Annotated in this window: 12 protein-coding genes; 2 read left to right on the forward strand and 10 right to left on the reverse strand. The window is 63.7% G+C overall.

Going from position 1 to position 17,938, the window contains the following annotated elements; translation table 11 throughout:
* The first annotated feature begins 3 nt into the window (after positions 1-3).
* Positions 4-2,079 (forward strand): ATP-dependent DNA helicase RecG, encoded by a 2,076-nt coding sequence (recG, locus tag GJU48_RS24175; RefSeq protein ID WP_094948832.1) that lies wholly within the window; start codon positions 4-6, stop codon positions 2,077-2,079.
* A 77-nt stretch (positions 2,080-2,156) separates the two neighbouring features.
* Complete coding sequence (locus tag GJU48_RS24180) at positions 2,157-3,551, forward strand: aminoacyl-tRNA deacylase and HDOD domain-containing protein (protein WP_094948698.1); 1,395 nt, start codon at positions 2,157-2,159, stop codon at positions 3,549-3,551.
* A gap of 141 nt (positions 3,552-3,692) precedes the next feature.
* Here the strand turns inward: GJU48_RS24180 and GJU48_RS24185 are convergent, their stop codons facing one another.
* The 10 genes from GJU48_RS24185 to GJU48_RS24230 all read right to left on the reverse strand — a co-directional run bounded on the left by GJU48_RS24185 (position 3,693) and on the right by GJU48_RS24230 (position 17,936).
* Positions 3,693-4,073: a helicase gene (locus GJU48_RS24185; RefSeq protein ID WP_094948697.1), complete on the reverse strand. Its 381-nt coding sequence runs from the start codon at positions 4,071-4,073 to the stop codon at positions 3,693-3,695.
* 124 nt (positions 4,074-4,197) lie between these two features.
* Entirely contained in the window at positions 4,198-5,121 is a 924-nt protein-coding gene (gene tagQ / locus GJU48_RS24190; protein ID WP_094948696.1) for a type VI secretion system-associated lipoprotein TagQ, read from the reverse strand.
* An 84-nt stretch (positions 5,122-5,205) separates the two neighbouring features.
* Positions 5,206-6,918 carry a formylglycine-generating enzyme family protein gene (locus GJU48_RS24195; RefSeq protein WP_094948695.1) on the reverse strand — a complete coding sequence of 571 codons (1,713 nt, stop codon included), beginning with the start codon at positions 6,916-6,918 and terminating at the stop codon, positions 5,206-5,208.
* Positions 6,911-8,095, reverse strand: a complete 1,185-nt coding sequence (locus tag GJU48_RS24200) for an ABC transporter permease family protein (RefSeq protein ID WP_094948694.1) — start codon at positions 8,093-8,095, stop codon at positions 6,911-6,913. The genes GJU48_RS24195 and GJU48_RS24200 overlap by 8 nt, the downstream gene beginning before the upstream one ends.
* On the reverse strand, positions 8,095-8,799 hold the full coding sequence (locus tag GJU48_RS24205) for an ABC transporter ATP-binding protein (RefSeq protein ID WP_094948693.1): 705 nt from the start codon (positions 8,797-8,799) through the stop codon (positions 8,095-8,097). The genes GJU48_RS24200 and GJU48_RS24205 overlap by 1 nt, the downstream gene beginning before the upstream one ends.
* Positions 8,799-11,783: a serine/threonine-protein kinase gene (locus GJU48_RS24210; protein ID WP_094948692.1), complete on the reverse strand. Its 2,985-nt coding sequence runs from the start codon at positions 11,781-11,783 to the stop codon at positions 8,799-8,801. The genes GJU48_RS24205 and GJU48_RS24210 overlap by 1 nt, the downstream gene beginning before the upstream one ends.
* Positions 11,780-12,499 (reverse strand): PP2C family protein-serine/threonine phosphatase, encoded by a 720-nt coding sequence (locus tag GJU48_RS24215; protein WP_094948691.1) that lies wholly within the window; start codon positions 12,497-12,499, stop codon positions 11,780-11,782. The genes GJU48_RS24210 and GJU48_RS24215 overlap by 4 nt, the downstream gene beginning before the upstream one ends.
* Positions 12,500-13,153, reverse strand: a complete 654-nt coding sequence (gene tagF / locus GJU48_RS24220) for a type VI secretion system-associated protein TagF (RefSeq protein WP_094948690.1) — start codon at positions 13,151-13,153, stop codon at positions 12,500-12,502.
* Positions 13,150-16,650, reverse strand: a complete 3,501-nt coding sequence (gene tssM / locus GJU48_RS24225) for a type VI secretion system membrane subunit TssM (RefSeq protein WP_094948689.1) — start codon at positions 16,648-16,650, stop codon at positions 13,150-13,152. The genes tagF and tssM overlap by 4 nt, the downstream gene beginning before the upstream one ends.
* Entirely contained in the window at positions 16,647-17,936 is a 1,290-nt protein-coding gene (locus GJU48_RS24230) for a DotU family type VI secretion system protein (protein ID WP_094948688.1), read from the reverse strand. Before GJU48_RS24230 ends, tssM begins: the two co-directional genes overlap by 4 nt.
* Between the last annotated feature and the right edge of the window lie 2 nt (positions 17,937-17,938).

Genomic DNA, 17,938 nt, shown 5'->3' on the forward strand with positions numbered 1-17,938 from the left:
CGTATGACCGAGTTGTCGCAGGTGTCGGTGACCGCACTCAAGGGTGTCGGTGAAGCCATGGCCGAGAAGCTAGCCAAGGTCGGCCTGGAGAACCTCCAGGACGTGCTGTTCCACCTGCCCCTGCGCTATCAGGACCGCACGCGCGTAGTGCCCATCGGCCATCTGCGCCCTGGGCAGGACGCGGTGGTCGAAGGCACCGTCAGTGGCGCCGATGTGGTGATGGGCAAACGCCGCAGTTTGGTGGTGCGCCTGCAAGACGGCACCGGTGGCCTGAGCCTGCGCTTTTACCATTTCAGCAATGCGCAAAAGGAAGGCCTAAAGCGTGGCACCCGCGTGCGTTGCTACGGTGAAGCGCGACCTGGCGCGTCGGGCCTGGAAATCTACCACCCGGAGTACCGCGCCATCACCGGCGACGAGCCGCCGCCGGTGGACACCACGCTCACGCCCATTTACCCACTGACCGAAGGCCTGACCCAGCAGCGCCTGCGCCAGCTGTGCATGCAGACCCTGACGATGCTCGGCCCGAAAAGCCTGCCCGACTGGCTGCCAGTGGAACTGGCCCGCGACTACCAACTGGCGCCCCTGGACGATGCAATCCGCTACCTGCATAACCCACCCGCCGACGCCGATGTCGACGAACTGGCCTTGGGTCATCACTGGGCTCAGCATCGCCTGGCCTTCGAAGAACTGCTGACTCATCAACTGTCTCAGCAGCGCCTGCGCGAAAGCATGCGTTCCCTGCGTGCGCCGGCGATGCCCAAGGCCACGCGCCTGCCAGCGCAATACCTGGCCAACCTGGGCTTTGCGCCGACCGGTGCCCAGCAGCGGGTCGGCAATGAAATCGCCTACGACCTCAGCCAGAAAGAACCGATGCTGCGCCTGATCCAGGGTGACGTGGGCGCCGGCAAAACCGTGGTCGCCGCCCTCGCCGCCTTGCAGGCGCTGGAAGCCGGTTACCAAGTGGCGCTGATGGCGCCTACCGAAATTCTCGCCGAGCAGCACTTCATCACCTTCAAGCGCTGGCTTGAACCGCTGGGCCTGGAAGTGGCGTGGCTGGCCGGCAAGCTCAAGGGCAAGGTCCGTGCAGCAGCGCTGGAACAGATCGCCAATGGCGCACCGATGGTGGTGGGCACCCACGCGCTGTTCCAAGACGAAGTGCAGTTCAAGAACCTCGCGCTGGTGATCATCGACGAACAGCACCGCTTCGGTGTGCAACAGCGCCTGGCCTTGCGCCAGAAAGGTGTGGGTGGGCGCATGAACCCCCACCAGTTGATCATGACCGCCACGCCGATCCCTCGCACCCTGGCCATGAGCGCCTACGCCGACCTCGACACCTCGATCCTCGATGAGCTGCCGCCCGGCCGTACGCCGGTCAACACCGTGCTGGTCACCGACACCCGCCGCGTGGAAGTGATCGAGCGCGTGCGCGGTGCCTGCGCCGAAGGCCGTCAGGCGTACTGGGTGTGCACGCTGATTGAAGAGTCCGAAGAGCTAACCTGCCAAGCCGCCGAAACTACGTTTGAAGACCTCACCAGTGCCTTGGGCGAACTCAAGGTCGGGCTGATCCACGGCCGCATGAAGCCGGCGGAAAAAGCCGCAGTGATGGCCGAATTCAAAGCCGGTAACCTGCAACTGCTGGTCGCCACCACAGTGATCGAAGTGGGTGTGGACGTGCCCAACGCGAGCCTGATGATCATCGAAAACCCCGAGCGTCTGGGCCTCGCGCAACTGCACCAATTGCGCGGCCGCGTCGGCCGGGGCAGCACCGCCAGCCATTGCGTACTGCTCTACCATCCGCCGCTGTCGCAGATCGGTCGTCAGCGACTGGGCATCATGCGCGAAACCAACGACGGTTTTATCATCGCCGAAAAAGACCTCGAACTGCGCGGCCCTGGCGAAATGCTCGGCACCCGCCAGACCGGCCTGCTGCAATTCAAGGTCGCCGACCTGATGCGTGACGCCGACCTGCTGCCCGCCGTGCGTGATGCGGCGCAGGCGCTGCTTGAGCGCTGGCCGGATCACGTCAGCCCGTTGCTCGATCGTTGGCTACGGCATGGGCAGCAATACGGCCAAGTGTGACGCCTGCCTCACTTATCCGACCAACACATGTAACAAGCTGGTTATACTTCGGTGACTGTACGAAATTGGATCAGGCCATGTCAGAAGTAGCCCTCGCCACAGCCCCACTGACCACCCCGCCGGTCATTCGGGCTCTGCTCGCAAAGCTCGCCATCCCCTACACGGAAGTGACGGAACACGCCGGCCTGAATCCCGCTCGAAAGATCCAGGCAGTGCTGTTGGAAGATGCCGTTGGCGCACTCATGGTGCTGTTCCCGCAGAGCCAGTTGCTCGACCTCAACCGTCTCGCCGAACTCACCGGTCGCCGCCTCACGGCCGTGTCGCCGGACCGCGTCGAGCGCATGCTGGCCAAGCATGACCTGAACCTGCTGCCGGGCCTGCCGGCGCTGACCAGCTCGCCTTGCCTGTACGAAGGCAGCCTGCTCAGCGAGCCGAGCCTGCTGGTGCATTCGGGCGAAGCCGGGTTGCTGCTGGAAATCGCCAGCGGCGACTTCAAGACCATGCTCACCAAGGCCAGCGCCGCGCAGTTCGGCGAGCCGTTGAGCAACATCCGCCCCAACCTCGACCGCCCCAATGATGACCGCGAGGAAATCACCCAAGCGATGCAGGCATTCACTGCCCGCCGCATCCAGCAGCGCCTGGAAGCCACCATCGAGATTCCCCCGCTGGCCGACACAGCGCAGAAGATCATTAAGCTGCGCGTCGATCCCAACGCCACCATCGATGACATCACCGGAGTGGTGGAAACCGACCCGGCCCTGGCCGCCCAAGTGGTGAGCTGGGCTGCGTCGCCGTACTACGCCTCACCGGGCAAGATTCGCTCAGTGGAAGACGCCATCGTGCGCGTGCTGGGCTTTGATCTGGTGATCAACCTGGCGCTGGGCCTGGCCTTGGGTAAAACCCTGAGCCTGCCCAAAGACCATCCGCACCAAGCAACGCCGTATTGGCACCAGTCGATCTACACCGCCGCCGTGATCGAAGGCCTGACCCGCGCCATGCCGCGCGCCCAGCGCCCGGAAGCCGGCCTGACGTACCTGGCCGGCTTGCTGCACAACTTCGGTTACCTGCTGCTGGCCCACGTATTCCCGCCGCACTTCTCGCTGATCTGCCGTCACCTGGAGGTCAACCCGCACCTGTGCCACAGCTATGTCGAGCAACACTTGCTGGGCATCAGCCGCGAGCAGATCGGCGCCTGGCTGATGCGCTACTGGGACATGCCGGACGAACTGTCCACCGCCCTACGCTTCCAGCACGACCCGACCTATGACGGGCAGTATGCTGAATATCCGAACCTGGTGTGCTTGTCGGTGCGCTTGCTACGCAGCCGTGGCATTGGCTCGGGGCCGGATGAGGCGATTCCCGATGCACTGCTGGAGCGTCTGGGGTTGAGCCGTGAGAAGGCTGAGGAAGTGGTCGCCAAGGTCTTGGATGCCGAGGTGCTGTTGCGCGAATTGGCATCGCAGTTCAACTAAGGGTAAATCGGTCGCCTGTTACACCGCTATCGCAGACCAGCCAGCGCCCACCTTTGACCGAGTTCCAACGGTGGAATGCAGTCAACGGTGGGAGCTGGCTTGCCCGCGATGAATTCAACTCGGTACAACTGAAGAAACCCTTCAGGCCTTCTTCTTTTTCTTCGGTTTCAAATACTTGGTCAGCCCCTGGAACCAGATCACCAGCGCCGGGTTGCCCTTGATCTGGATCGACTTGTCTTGAATCCCCGTCATGAACGCCAATTGCTTGTTCTTCGCCTGCATCGTGGCGAAGCCGTAGGCGGCATCTTTGAAGGCGATAGCAAACGCAGGCTCCGGGTGAACACCTGAGCGGCTAGTGATGCGCTGGTCTTTGACGATGAAGTGACGGGCAACTTTGCCGTCGAGGGTTTGCAACTGGAACGCCAGGTCTTTGTCACCCAGCTGTTGCTGGAAAGCAGGGTTGGTGCGGCTGGCTTTGCCCATCATCAGGCCAAGCACCCACAGCAGAAGACGAAATTTCATGCACGCGGCCTCGGTATCATTATTAAGTGGCCGCAGCAGTGTAACAATTTGCCTATAGAACGCCACCGATCTCGCGCTTTAGCGGGAGATCGGCTGGCGTTTAACGCTTATAGCAGCATCTTGCTTAAACGTTAGGGCAAGGTACCGGCGCCCAGTCGGCCAGGTTTGGATCGCGGCAGGTGCCTTCGATCTGCGCTTTACCAGCGCTGGCGACCTGCTTGCTTTCAGCTTGCTTGGCCTGGACCGTCCGAATGCTCTTCTCGGTAGTCACCGCTTCTTTCGGCACGGTTGGCAGCGATGCCTTCTTCGCTGGTTTTACGGGTTTTTTGCCTTTGGCCGGCACCACCGGCGGCGTCGTGTCGGCGGTCGCTACCGTCACCACGTCGTTGCGCTGCACACCCACTTGTTGCAGGTCTTTCTCGTAAGCCTGGGTGTAGTTGTTCAGGTCTTCGCTGGCTTTGCCGTTGACCGCAACGATCAGGTCATTGGATTCCTTCAAGCCCGCTACGATTTCCGCCAGGCGCTTGCGGCCTTCAGTGTCGTTGACGGCTTTGGCTTTGCGGTCGGCAACCAGCTTGGTGAACGCGCTCTGGTAGCACTGCTGGGACGCCTTGGCGTACGCGGTGCTGCGGTCGATGTCGGAAGCGCTCTTGTTGAAGTCCGCGGAGTACGACGCAATGCGCTGGTTGTCATCGCTGATCTGCTTCTGACGCTCGGTGTAGTAACCCGCCGCACCTCCAGCCAAGGCGCCGCCCGCGGCACCGATGGCAGCGTTACGGCCGCGCTTTTCGGAGTCGCCAGTCAGCGCGCCCAGCAGTGCACCGCCGGCCGCGCCGAGGGCCGCGCCGGTGACGACCGATTTGGTCATGTCCGAATCCGTCGCGCGCAGGTGCTGCACCGGCTCGTAGCAGTTCGGGTAGTACTCGACCTTGGTGCTCGACGCGACCTTGGAGGACGGCGACGTGGCGCAGCCAGTTAACACGGTGCTGAAACCGGCCGCGATCAGCAGCAGGTGACGCTTGGAAACCGCCTTACGGGAAAAAAGCATAGGTGTGTTCTCTTTTAAGTTTGACTTGCCCAGCACGGCCCACCGCCGCCTGAGTCCCTTCCAAGCTCGCCATACAACCAGCGATCAAGACCGCTGACCGCTCGCTGCGAGCAATTCCTTCAAGATCGTTGCCGGGTCGGCCCGCTGTTGTTTGCGGTAGTTGCCGACATGGCGAACGAACAGTGTCGCGCGCGTCACCAGGCTCTTACCGAGCACTGGCTTGCGATCCAACTCTTCCTTGATTCGTTGAAACTGCGCCTGGATCACCGCATCGGTGTAGCGCGTGCCGGTGGCCAAGTTGTCGATGTAGATCGCCACCGCGCCGTCGAGGGCGCTGCGGCCATTGGTGATGGCCATATCAAACAGCTGCGCGCTGGCCGCGTCCTTGTTGTCCAGCGCCTGCTGGCGACTCTTCTGCAAGTTGGCCAGGCGAATGTTGTAGTTGCTGATGGTCTCGGCCACCAACGCCGCCGACTGAATCAAGTTGCCCGCCGCCTCTTCGCGTTGCTGGGCGATCAGCGAGACGTTGCGCTTGAGCTCTTCGTTGACCAGCCCAAGCTCGGCTTGCAGCTTGGGGTCGACACTGGCAGCAATGATGCTGTCCAGGCGTTTGGTCGGGTCCTGAGCGTCGTCGATGGCATCCGTCAGCGCGGCCAGGCGCCCTTCTTTCTGCCACTGGGCGAACAGCTCCTTGTAGCGCGAGCGCGGCGCCGACAGTGCGCCAATCGCCACGCGAAACCCGGTGGTCTCGTTGCTTTGCTCGGTTCCGTCGGCGGCAAACAATGGGTACTCGCGGCGCATGCCAGTAAACAGCGTGCCCTCGCCTTCGAGGTAGTTGCCGCCCTTGACCACAAAGCCGCCGTAGGTGCCCTGGCGGCGCCCGGCGTGCACCAGCTGGAAGGATTCCTGGACCATTTCCGCCGCATTGCCGATCACATCGAACAGACCAATCGGGTTGGGCAGTTTGGTGCCGATGGGCATCAAGCGTGCAGCCTGGCCGGTGCCGCCGGCGACTTGGTTGAACACCGCGTAATCACCCAGCGGGCCGTCGCTTTCGCTGCCTTCGACACGGCGTGGAAACAGCCGGCCTTCCAAGTCCTGACGGCTAACCGCCTGGCCACCGCGTGCGGCAAACTCCCATTCCACTTCGGTGGGCAAGCGCACAAAACCCAGGCCACCGTCTTCAGCCGAAGAACCACGACCACTGACCGGCAGCAGCTCACGGTGATATTTCATCAGCCAGGCGCTGTACACCGCCGAGAAACGCTCAGCCTCAAAGCGCGACAGTTTCACTTTGGGCAACCGCGCGGCCATACCGGTAGGCGCATCGCAGGCAGGTGCCGGCTCACCGCTGGCCAACGACTGCGCCTGAGACATCACCTGGGCGTATTGGCGTGCGGTCACTTCGTACTTACCAATGAAGTACAGCATCGGTTTGAGCGGGGTTTTGGCGTCGGTCTTAGGCATCAACGGCGCGATGACTTTGTTCCAGTCTTTGGGCAAGTCCTTGAGGGTGAATTGGCCGTTGATAAAGTCGCGGCGGTAGCCGGAAATAAACGACTGCTGATAACCCGCCTCACCTTCGGCAAAGGGATAACCGAGGCTGATCTCGCGGTCATCCAAGGTGCCCTGGGCCAGCACGTAGGCGTAGCGGAACACCATATTGCCTTCACACGGCAGCGGCAGGCTCACGTCGTCGGGCAACGGTTTGGGGTTGTCGAGTTTGTCACTCGCCTCATCAGCCCACGCCAGCGAGGCCAAGCTCAGCGCCACACAGGCGCCCAATAACTTATACATCTCTGATTCCTTCAGAAGCCTGGATACGCGCCACCCGCCAACCACCACAGGCCGCCGCCACGGCGCTGACGCCGAGGATTGCAACCAGGGCCAGTCCGTAGTGACGCGCCAGCAGGTGACTGGCGTATTCGCCCGGCACCTGCACAAATAATTTATTCAAACCTGCCTCGGCCACGCCATACAGCCCAGCACTGAGCACGGCGGCTAAGCCTGCGCTGTACAGCGCCTGCAGTACCACAAACAGCAATAGCCCGGCGGTGGAAAACCCCAACAGGCGCAACACCGACAATTCCCGATGCTTGCGCGCCACGGCCGCCAGTGCGCCGGCGAAGATCGCCGCAAACGCACCGGCCAAGGCCAGCCCGGCAATGATCCAGAATACGATCGACAGGTTGCGGCTCAACGACTGCACCTGGGCGATGGTATGCGCCTGGGTCGACACCAACAGGTTCTGCCCGGCAAAAAACACCCGCAGCGGCTCAACATCGGTGAGGTTGCGGGCGTACAAGCGAAACGCCGGATATACCCGCTGCTCGCTCACACCGGCTGCATCACCCTCCCAGCCCAAAGCCAGCACTGCCCGGCCATCGCGGTAATCTTCCGCCGCTTCCAACAGGGCCAAATCGGCAAACAAACCGTCACGCGCAAACGCGTCCAATGGCAATACCGCCAGCACCTGCAGCCGCGTGTGCTGGGCTTCGACGCGCCCGGCCACTTGCCGCGCAAAGCTGGTTTCCAACCAATCCCCCGGCCGCGCCGCGAGTTTTTCCGCGGCGGTGTGGCTCAGCACGATCTGCTCCAGCCCCGTGGGCAGCGGCAAACCACCGAGCAACGGATCGCCCGGTGCCGTCGGCAGCATTTCCAGGGTCAGCGTGCCCACCTGCGCCGTTGCCGCAATCTGCCGTGTACGCGGCACGGCAAAGGCCACATCGCTACGCTGGGCAAGCTGCTGGATAAACGCTGCGTTGAATCGACCACCACCCAACGGAATAATTTCACGGGTGGCGGGGTCGGTCTCCAAGCGTTCGGTCAAACTGCTAACCAGTCCAAATTTCAGCCCGAATAACACCAACAACGGCGCAATAACCGCCACCAGCGCCAACACCGAACAGGCCGACAGCCAGGCGTCGTTGCGGTAATCCTGCCAGGCCAGAGACGCCACCAAGCCGATGCGCATCAGCACGCCTCCCCAAGGGTCGCCGTGATGCCGCCGTCAGTATCACGACGACAACTGATGCGCCGCACCTGCAAGCCACTGGCACGGGCCAGCGGTTCGTCATGGGTGGCGATCACGCAGGCCGCGTGGTGTTCGCGGGCCTGAGCCAGCAGCGCCTGCATCACGCGCTCAGCGTTAAGCGGGTCAAGCGACGCGGTCGGTTCATCCGCCAGCACCAGTTGCGGCGCATGCGCCAGGGCACGGGCGCAGCTCACGCGCTGGCGTTGGCCCACCGACAGCGCGGCCGGTTTCTTCGCCAACTGGTCGCTAATCTCCAACTGCTCGGCCAGACGCGCGACGCTGCCGTCGTCCTTCAGGCCCAGCAGTTGCCGGGACAAGGCAATATTGCTGCGCACATCGAGAAACCCCAGCAACCCACCGGTTTGCAGCACATAGCCCAGGTGCTTGCTGCGCAGCTGGGCCAAGGCAGATTGCTGGTCAGCACGCCACAGAGCGCCGATATCGGTCTGATCAAATTCAAACTGGCCAACCTGATCCGGCGCCAACACCAGCGCCAGCACATCGAGCAAGGTGCTTTTGCCACAGCCGCTCGGCCCGACAATCGCCAACTGCTCGCCCGCGCGCAGCGCCAGCGCCGGAATCACCAGGCTGTAGCGCTGGCTGCCGACGCCGCGGCTTTTGTGCACTGCGCGCAGGTTCAGCATTACGGCAGCGTCGACAATGGCACGCGGTACAACGCATCGCCCGGCTCGGCATCGCCGAAACGGACCCAGTTGGCCACGTCATTGTGGAAGGTTTCGTAGAGACGGATTTTCGAATCCAGCTCGTCGATAAAGTCTTCCTGCTCGGCCACGCTCAACGACAACCACAAATCCTGTGTCATGTTCAGCGACTTGCTGCGGTACGGCAGGCCTTCCAGGTATTCGCCGAGGATGCCGCCGTCGGCCAAGTTGCCGCCCTTGCGCAGGGCCTGTGGGTCGCGGCTCATGTAGGCCGAGGCGCTGGCGATTTCCTGGAAGAAACCCTTGGGCGAGGTCTGAGTTTTGCGCGCTGCATCCACGATCAGTTTCAGCGACTGCTGCAGATCGTTGAGCTGCAATTTGGTCAGCATCACGCACACCTGGAACGCCGGCAGCGCCGGGTTGGTCAGGTCGCGGTCGGCGGTCCAGGCGCTGACCAGTTGCGGCGCCTGGCTCGCGGTTTTGCGGCCGAGGAAGTCCATGTGCATGGCGTAGCCGACGGCGGCGGACTTGTCGGCCAAGGTCGGCGCGGCGCTCAGCAGCGGCACCGGTTGCGGGGTGTTGCTGCGCACTTGGTGCACGAGGTTGGCGAACACGCTGCCGATCTCATCGACACGCTCACCCAGCTTGCGCACATCGCCACCCGGCACCGGTGTATAGAGGTCGCCGATCTGCGGGTTGGCGTCAGCGGTGAGCACGCGGTATTGGCTTTCGGCACCGGCATGGGTTTTCTTGCCAGCGTCGGTGCGCAGGTGCAGGGCGTAGATCTTGATCTGCTTGCCCAGCGCCGCCTGGCGCACTTCGGCCTCGTTCATCTGGGTGGTGGCGAACGGGTCGTTCTTGCGCAGCGCACCGGCGTCGGTGACCAGCAGAATAATGCGCCCGCCATAGCCGGACCAATCCATGCCATCCACGGCCTGCATCACCCCGGCAAACGCGTCTTCGTTGAACGAGTGGCTGGACACAGTGGACGCTTTGACCTGCCGCGCCATGTCGAGGAAGCGTTGCGGGTCGCGGCCTTGATCCAGTGTGATCAAGGTTTTGGCCACATATTCCAGGCCCGGGGTTTTCTTGATGCTGTTGCGAAAACCCACCAGGCCGAAGCTGACGCTGTCCAACTCACCACGTTCGGCGATGCGGGTTTGCAGCTCGTGCACCACGTCGCGAACTTGGTCGATGTAAGGCTGCATCGACACGGTGGTGTCCACCACCAGTACCACGGCAGTGCGGAAGGCGTCGGCGTGGGTGTTGATCGCTCGGGCGGCCGGTTTGGCGGCAGCGCTGCCAGGGTCGATAGACGCCACATTGAGCAACTGCACCGGCTGGCCGTTTTCGTCGAAGCTCTCTTTGGAGTCGAAGATCGGCAGCAGGTAAAACTGGTCTTGTGGGACCGCACTGGCGGTCGGCTCCAGCGCCAGGACCTGCTGATTGTCTTCGCTGTTCTTCTGCGCCTTGGCCAATACGCCCTTGGCGGCAGCAGGATCAGCCAACAGCTTTTCCACCTCGCTGGATTGGCGCAGGAACATCACCGGCGCCCGGCCCGAGCGCTCGGTGAACTTGAGCACCAGGCTTTGCTTCCAGTCGCTGACCTGGGCGGCCGGCAACCAGCCATCGCTGCGCCCATCGGTGGCAGCGCCCACACGCAGCCACGGGCTGCCATCGACGTCTTTGCGTTGGTACACGTAGAGCACCGAAAACGCAGGCAGCCCTTCGTCAGTTGCACCACCGGCGTCATGGGACAGCTTGGCGCCCGGCTTGCTGAGCACACGCTGGAACAGGGTCTTTTTACCCGCCATCAGCAAGGGTCGCTGGCCGCCGTCCATATCAGCCAAGGCTGTTTTTACTTCAGGAGGCGGTGGCGTTTTCGGTACCACAGCGGTGGGCGGCGCCGCTGGCGTATCGCCGCTGCTCAACCACCAGTAGCTCGCGCCACCGATGGCCAGCGCGACAGCCACCGCGACGCCAGCCAGGGCCAGCACCGGCCCACGGCGCTGCTCGGACACGGCGTGGTGTTGCGTCGGCGTCACCACCGGCTGGCGCACCGGCTGCGGCTGGGGCTTGTCGGTCGGAATGTCGATCGACACGGGCGTCATACCGGCCAAGTCGAAGCTCAGCGGAATCGGCAACGGGCGCACCAGCGTGGCTTCCGGCGAGTCCGCCGGCAGTTGGTCCAGCGCGCGCAGCAACGCCGCCGCATCCGGGAAACGCTCCGCCGGGTCCTTGGCCAACAGTTTGCGCAGCACGTCTTGATAACGGCCGTGGTGCACCGGCAATTCCGGCAGCGGTTCGGTCAGGTGCGCCAGCGCCGTGGAAAGCGCATCGGTGCCGGTGTAAGGCAGCTTGCCGACGAGGATTTCATAGAGCACCACGCCGAGCGCGTAGAGGTCGGCGCGACCATCAATCTCCTGGCCCCGCGCCTGTTCCGGGCTCATGTAGCTCGGCGTGCCCACGGCAAACCCGGCTTGAGTAAACTGGGTGCGGTCGTCCAGGGACTTGGCGATGCCGAAGTCCGACAACACGGCGGTGCCGTCAGCGCGAAACAGAATGTTCGCCGGTTTGACGTCACGGTGCACCAAGCCTTGGGCATGCGCATAACCCAGCGCCGAGGCGATCTGGCGGATCAGCGTCACGCCCTGCTCCGGCGTCAGGCCGGCGGCGATGCGCTCTTTCAGCGTGCCGTTGGGCAGGTATTCCATGGCCATGTAATACAGCTCACCGACGTTGCCAATGTCGTGGATGGTCACCGTGTGCGGGTGCGACAAGCGCGCCAGGGTCTTGCCCTCGCGCAGGAAACGCTCGCAAAAACTCGGGTCGGCCGCCAACGCTGCCGCCATCACCTTCAACGCCACCTTGCGCTCCAGCGAACGCTGAGTCGCCAGGTACACGCTGGCCATGGCGCCCTCGCCGATCCCGCCTTCGATGTCATAACCCGGAATCACGATGCTCATGGCGAAACCTTCACGACAATGGCGGTGATGTTGTCCGGCGCGCCCCGGTTAAGCCCCAGGTGCACCAGGCTGCGCACGATTTCATCCGGGGCGTCATGGCTGAGTACGTCGCGGATTTCGTGATCTTCGACGGTCTTGTTCAGGCCGTCGCTGCACAGCAGGTAGCTGTCGCCGGGGGCGATCAGCAGGTCGACCACGGCCAGTTCCAGCTGCGCCTCCACACCAATCGCGCGGGTGACGATATTGGCGCGCGGGTGCACGCGGGCATCGGCTTCGCTGAGCAGGCCGCTGTCTTGCAGGTCTTGCACGTAGCTGTGGTCGCGGGAGATGCCTTCGAGCACGCCGTCACGCAGGCGGTACAGGCGACTGTCACCGGCCCACAAACACACGCCGCGCAAGCCACGTGCGGCCAGCACCACCACGGTGCTGCCCATCATGGTCACGCCGCGGTTGGCGGTTTCTTCGCGCACGGCGGCGTTGATGCGCAGCAGGTCATTACGCAGGGCCGCCGAGTATTCGTCGAGGGAACGCCCCACCGGCACATTGCGCAGGCTGTCGACGATCAGGCTGCTGACGTAGTCCCCCGCCGCATGCCCGCCCATGCCATCGGCCACCACCCAGAGGCGGTTCTCCGGCAGGTCCAGGCACGCGTCTTCGTTGACCTGGCGGACCATGCCCACATGGCTTTTGCTCGCGGATTTGAACGTCGACCCCATCTACACCACACCTTCTTGTCCGAGCAAAAACTGCGCAAAATCGCTGGCGGCAGGCAAGCCCTGACACCGCAATAAACCTGGGGAAATCACCTGCGAGCCACGACCCCACCACAGGCTCGCGCCCTCGCAGGCCTGTTCGGCGAGCGCGGTCATGCGGCTGTGGGGCACGGTGGCGGCGACGCGTTGCAGGCCGGCAAAGCGGCTGTCTACCGCACGCGGTTCACTGGCCGGCATTCCCAGGCTGTCGAGGCTGTCGTTGAAGCTTTCGAAAGTCGCGCCGGCATCCAGCGTGCTGAGCAACAATTCTTCAGCCTGCTCAAACCACGTGTCCGGCCCGCCGACCAGCGACGCAGGGTTGGTGTCGTGATCAAGCAACGCCACCACCGCCAACGGAAAGTACCGCCCGACCCGGTCGATGCTCGGCATCACCACGCCCGCCGCCGCATCCGGCCCGCACACACCCGGCGCCAACACAAAGCGCCACAGCGGGCTGACCAGGTACACGTTGAGCCAGTCGCCGCCCAAGCTGTTCTGGCTGGCGAGCAAACCCGCCGCCAGCCAGCTGTCCCACGGGCCGATAAAACTCTGCGGCAAGGCGCGGCTGACGAAGTCACCGCGGCTGGCCAACTTGCCGTAGAAACCCAGCGTGGTCATAACCGCTCCGGCAGGCTGAAGCCGCTGAGCACGCGGCTCCTGAACGGGTTGAAGGCGCTGTTGGCGCGCAGCTCGTAGGCGATGCTCGCGCCGTCCACCCGCAAGCGCAGGTTGAAGCGGTCCGGCGAGTTGCCGGCGGTGAGGTCTGATTGCTCCAGCAAGCGGAACCAGGCCCACGGGCCGTCCAGGGTCACGCCCGAACGGCCGCTGGCCGATGGCGGCATGATCGAAATGCGCACCACACCGATGCTGCCGGGGTTCGGCCATTGCATCGCCACCGGGCGACTTGGGCCGTGGTCGTAGCTGATTTGCTGGCCGTCGAGGTCGAGCAGGAACTGAGTGATGGTCGGGTCCATCGACACCGGTTTGAGCTCGAAACGCACAATCGGCTGGGTGCCCCCCGATCTAAAGAACGCGTCACGAATAGTTGCTGCACGCTGGAAGGTTTGCAGCACACCCGGCGCAATCCCGAGCTTCTGCGCCGCACCCGGCTGCCAGCGCCAGGTCTGCGCGGAGGTGTCCACGTAAGGCTGCAGGTATTTGCGGAAGTAGTTGTCCATCACCCCGCCCACGCCGAAGAACTGGCCGAAGTCATCCAGCGTCGCGTCGCGAGCACTGCCCGGCGACATCGGGTAACGCCCGGCCAGCGACTGGCGGTACACGTTGACCACTTCGCTGACCCAGGCCGCGTTCAGTTGATTACGTACGCCGCCCATCATGCTGTTGGTGGTGGAGTTGACCACCGACTTGACCATGCCCTGCACCAGCGGCGGCTGGCGTTCGGCATTCAGGCTGACCCGCGTGGCCGCTGCCGCCGCCTGGTTCTTCGCCTCGCCAAGCAAGGCATCGCCACTGGCGCCGACCATGGCGCTGACCTGCACATACAGCGCGTTCATGTCTGCCAACAGGCCGTCGATAGCGGCCGGCTCGCCTTCATTCTTGCTGACGATGCTGTTGAGTTCGGCAAAGTGCGCGGTCACCGGATCATCCGCTGCCTGCGGCGCATTGGCCGTCGGTTGCTCCTGGCCAAGCAGGCTGCCGAGGCGCTCCTTGAGCTTGTCGACGCCGCCTTCCACCGGCACGCCTTTGGCGGCCAATTGGCGCTCTTCGGCTTGCAGGTCGGTTTCCTTGGCAACGGCCACCAGCAGCTTTTTCAGCGGCGAGGTCGGGCCGGAAATCACCCGCAGCACATCGGCGGCCTGGGCCACGCTGGTGATCGGCACGAAGTCGATGTCCGCGAGCAAGGCGTCCCATTGGCGCTGGTAGTCCTGGAAGTACAGGCGGCGCACGTCGGCGGCGAGGCTGACCACGTTCTGCTGGTCGGCCTGCTCACGCCCGAGCACCCATTGCTCTTCGGCGAGGGTGCCGGTCTGGTTCAGGCTGCTCAGCAGGAACGCCTGGCGATAGCCCTTGGCGGTGAAGAACCCACTCAGCGGCTCACCCAACGGCTTGCCACTTTTGCGGCTGAACACCAGCGCAGCATCGCGGCCGGCGGCTTCGTTGAGACGGAAGTCCGGGATGCCTTCGGGCAGCTTCTGACGTTTAACTCGGTCATACACGCGCTGGGCCACCGGCAGTTGTTGCAGTTGCCGACGCAAGTCATCGATCAGCCGCGGGTCAAGCCGCGCGTTTGGCGGGTGACGCTCGAACAGCGCCTGCAAGTGCCCGCTCAACGCCTGGCGCTGATCGGCCGGCAGGTCGCGCGGCAGGTTGCGGTCCCAGTCCAGGGCGATCCAGGCCTTGATGAAGTCCGGATCGTAATGCTCAGCGTCGGCAAGCATCAGGTAAGCCTTAAGGCCCTCGTACAGGAAGTCGGAACTGCCGCCACCGTGCAGTTGCTCTTCGATGCGCGTCACCAAGCGTGGCGCGAAGACGGCGATCAACAGCTTGCGGTAGACGCTGGCGGACTCGGCTTCGAGCATGTCGCCTTGATACAAGCCCAGCCCTTCGGACCAGCTTGGCGACTCACCGGCGAGGTTCTTCACCGCATTGAGCAACGGCAGCACAGCGAGAACCTCACGCTGCGCCGGGCTGAGGTTCTGCACCGTCTGGCCCAGTGGCGCGACCTTCTGGTCGACTTGGGCGATATAGGCTTGGTTGGCGCGGTAACTCACCCACCACAGGCCACTGACCACCACCACCAAAGCGATGGTGGCCGCCAACACACCCCGTGCGATCCATTTGCGCCGACGCTCGACCTTCGGGTTCACCCCCACCAGCCCACGTTCGGCAAACGCTACGGCAGTGAACAGCTTTTCGATAAAGTAACTGCGCCCGGTGCCGCTCTGGCGCGCCAGGTGCTGGCGGTCCAGGTTCATGCTCTGGGCCATGGCGCCGATCAAGCGATCAATCGGGCTGCCTTCCTGGGTGCCACTGGTGAAGTACACGCCGCGCAGCAGCACGCGCTCTTCAAAGGCATTGGGTTTGAATACGCCTTCGAGGAAGCTCTGCAGGCAATCCTTCAAGGCACCGAATTGCTGCGGGAAGCCGTAGATCAGGTCGCGCCGCGCGGGGTCGCGCTCCTGTTGCAGGCGCTCCACCAAGCGTTCGTTGAGGCGCTGTTCCAGCCCGGCAAATTCGCTTTGCAGCGCCGCCAACGGGCTGTCGCTGTTTTTGCCGTCATCCAGGGCAAAGGTCATGCCCCACACCTGGGCACGGTCTTCCTTGCTCAGGTTGTCGAAGAACTCCATGAAACCCGGCACCAGGTCGAGTTTGGTCAGCATCAAGTAGATCGGGAAACGCACGCCCAACTGGGTGTACAGCTCCTGGATACGCAAGCGGATCGCCGCAGCATGGGCGGCACGTTCGGCATCACTGCCCAGCAACAGGTCCGACAGGCTGATGGCGATAAAAGCACCATCGATGGGCCGGCGCGAGCGCTGCTTTTTCAGCAGGTCGAGGAAGCCCAGCCACGCGGCTTTATCCACCGTCGAGTTGCTGTCCTGGGTGGTGTAGCGCCCGGCGGTATCGAGCAACACGGCTTGATCGGTAAACCACCAGTCGCAGTTGCGCGTGCCGCCGACGCCGCGCACCGCACCGGCGCCCAACTGTGCGGCCAGCGGGAAATGCAGGCCGGAATTGACCAGCGCCGTGGTCTTGCCCGAACCCGGTGGGCCGATGATCACGTACCACGGCAACTCGTAGAGGTTGCGGCGTTCATCACCGCCGAGCTTGGCCTTTTTCAGCAGCGCCAGGGCTTCGTCCATGCGCTGGCGCAGGGTCGATAACTCTTCGGCAGTCGCGGCGTTGTTAGGGTCGACTGGGGTTTGCGCGGCCAGGCTGCGCATCACTTCGGCAGCCTGTCGGCGGGCCTGGATGATGCGGAATACGCGGTAAGCGATCCACACCGCGAACACCAAAATGATCAGCGCCCAGCGCCGCCCTTCCGGCACCAACACGTCGAGCAACGGCCCCACAAACCAGATGATCAGGCTCAGGGCGATCAGGCCCAGTACGGGGATCACCCAGCGAATCATGAAACTGAAAAACGCCTTCACTCGACGCCCTCCGCCAATACGGTGATTTCAACCCGACGATTGCGGGCACGGCCTTCTGCGGTGGCGTTGGTGGCCACAGGCTCGGTGTCGCTTCTGCCTTCGGCGCTGAAGCGGTCCGCCTGGCCGGTCTTGGCCGCCAGGATCTCCAACACCGACTTGGCGCGAGCTTCGGACAACGCCCAGTTGGACGGGAAACGCAGCGTAGCAATCGGGCGGTTATCGCTGTGCCCAGTGACGCGCACCTGGCCCTTGACCTTGCGGATGGCGTCGGCGATGCGCAGCATCAGCGGCTGGTAGTCATCAACAATGCTGGAACTGGCGGACGCAAATAGCTCGTCGCCCCTGATCGTCACGACGGAACGGTCGACTTTATCTTCCACCGCCACGCGGCCAGCCTTGATGTCTTCCACCAGAAAACCAGCCAGGCGCGGCCGTTCGATGACTTTCGGCTGCGCCACCGGACGGTCGATGGCCTGCACCGGGATCTCGCCCAGGGCATGAATGTTCTTGAACACCGGCTCGGCATCCGACGCCAGTTTCATGCGCAAGCCGAACAGCAGCGCCAACAACAGCGCCAGGCCGATGGCCACGGCGATCCACGGCGGCATGAATTGCGCCAGGCGGTCACGCGCCACGGTCACGCCGCGCCAGTGCGGCGACAGTTCGCGCTCGTGTTCGCCACGGGCGCTGCGAATGGCGGCGGCGGTGCGCTCACGCAAAGCTTCCAGCTGGCTGCGACCGTCGTTCATCACGCGGTAACGGCCCTCGAAACCCAGGCACATGCACAGGTACAACAGCTCCAGTAGGTAGAGGCGCTCGCGCGGGCTTTGCAGGCAGTGATCGAGCAACTGGAAGACTTTTTCGCCGCCCCAGGCCTCGTTGTGCACGGTGATCAACAGGCTCTGCTTGCCCCAGTCGCTGGTGCTGCCCCACGGCGTACTGAGCACCGCTTCATCGAGCGCGGTGCACAGCGCGTAACGCGCCAGCAGTACTTCGTTGCGCGCCACACCGGCGGCTTCGGCGCGCTCTTCGAACTGGCGCAGGTAGGCCAGCAACTGCGCACGCAGGCTGGCCGGTGCCGGGTGGGCGATGGTGTTACGCAGGCGCGTCAACAGCGCCAGCAACGGGCCGGCGGCGCTTTCCAGCGGGTTGAGGCCCTGGCTTTTGCCGGTGAGGATCGGCGCAGCCGGCATCGACAGAGGCGCAGGTTCTGCACGCGCAGGTTCTGGCGCACGGCCACCCGGGCGCGGCATGAACTGGGTGCGGTCATCATCATTGGGATGCATCG

Source organism: Pseudomonas sp. IB20 (assembly GCF_009707325.1).
Classification (GTDB): domain Bacteria; phylum Pseudomonadota; class Gammaproteobacteria; order Pseudomonadales; family Pseudomonadaceae; genus Aquipseudomonas.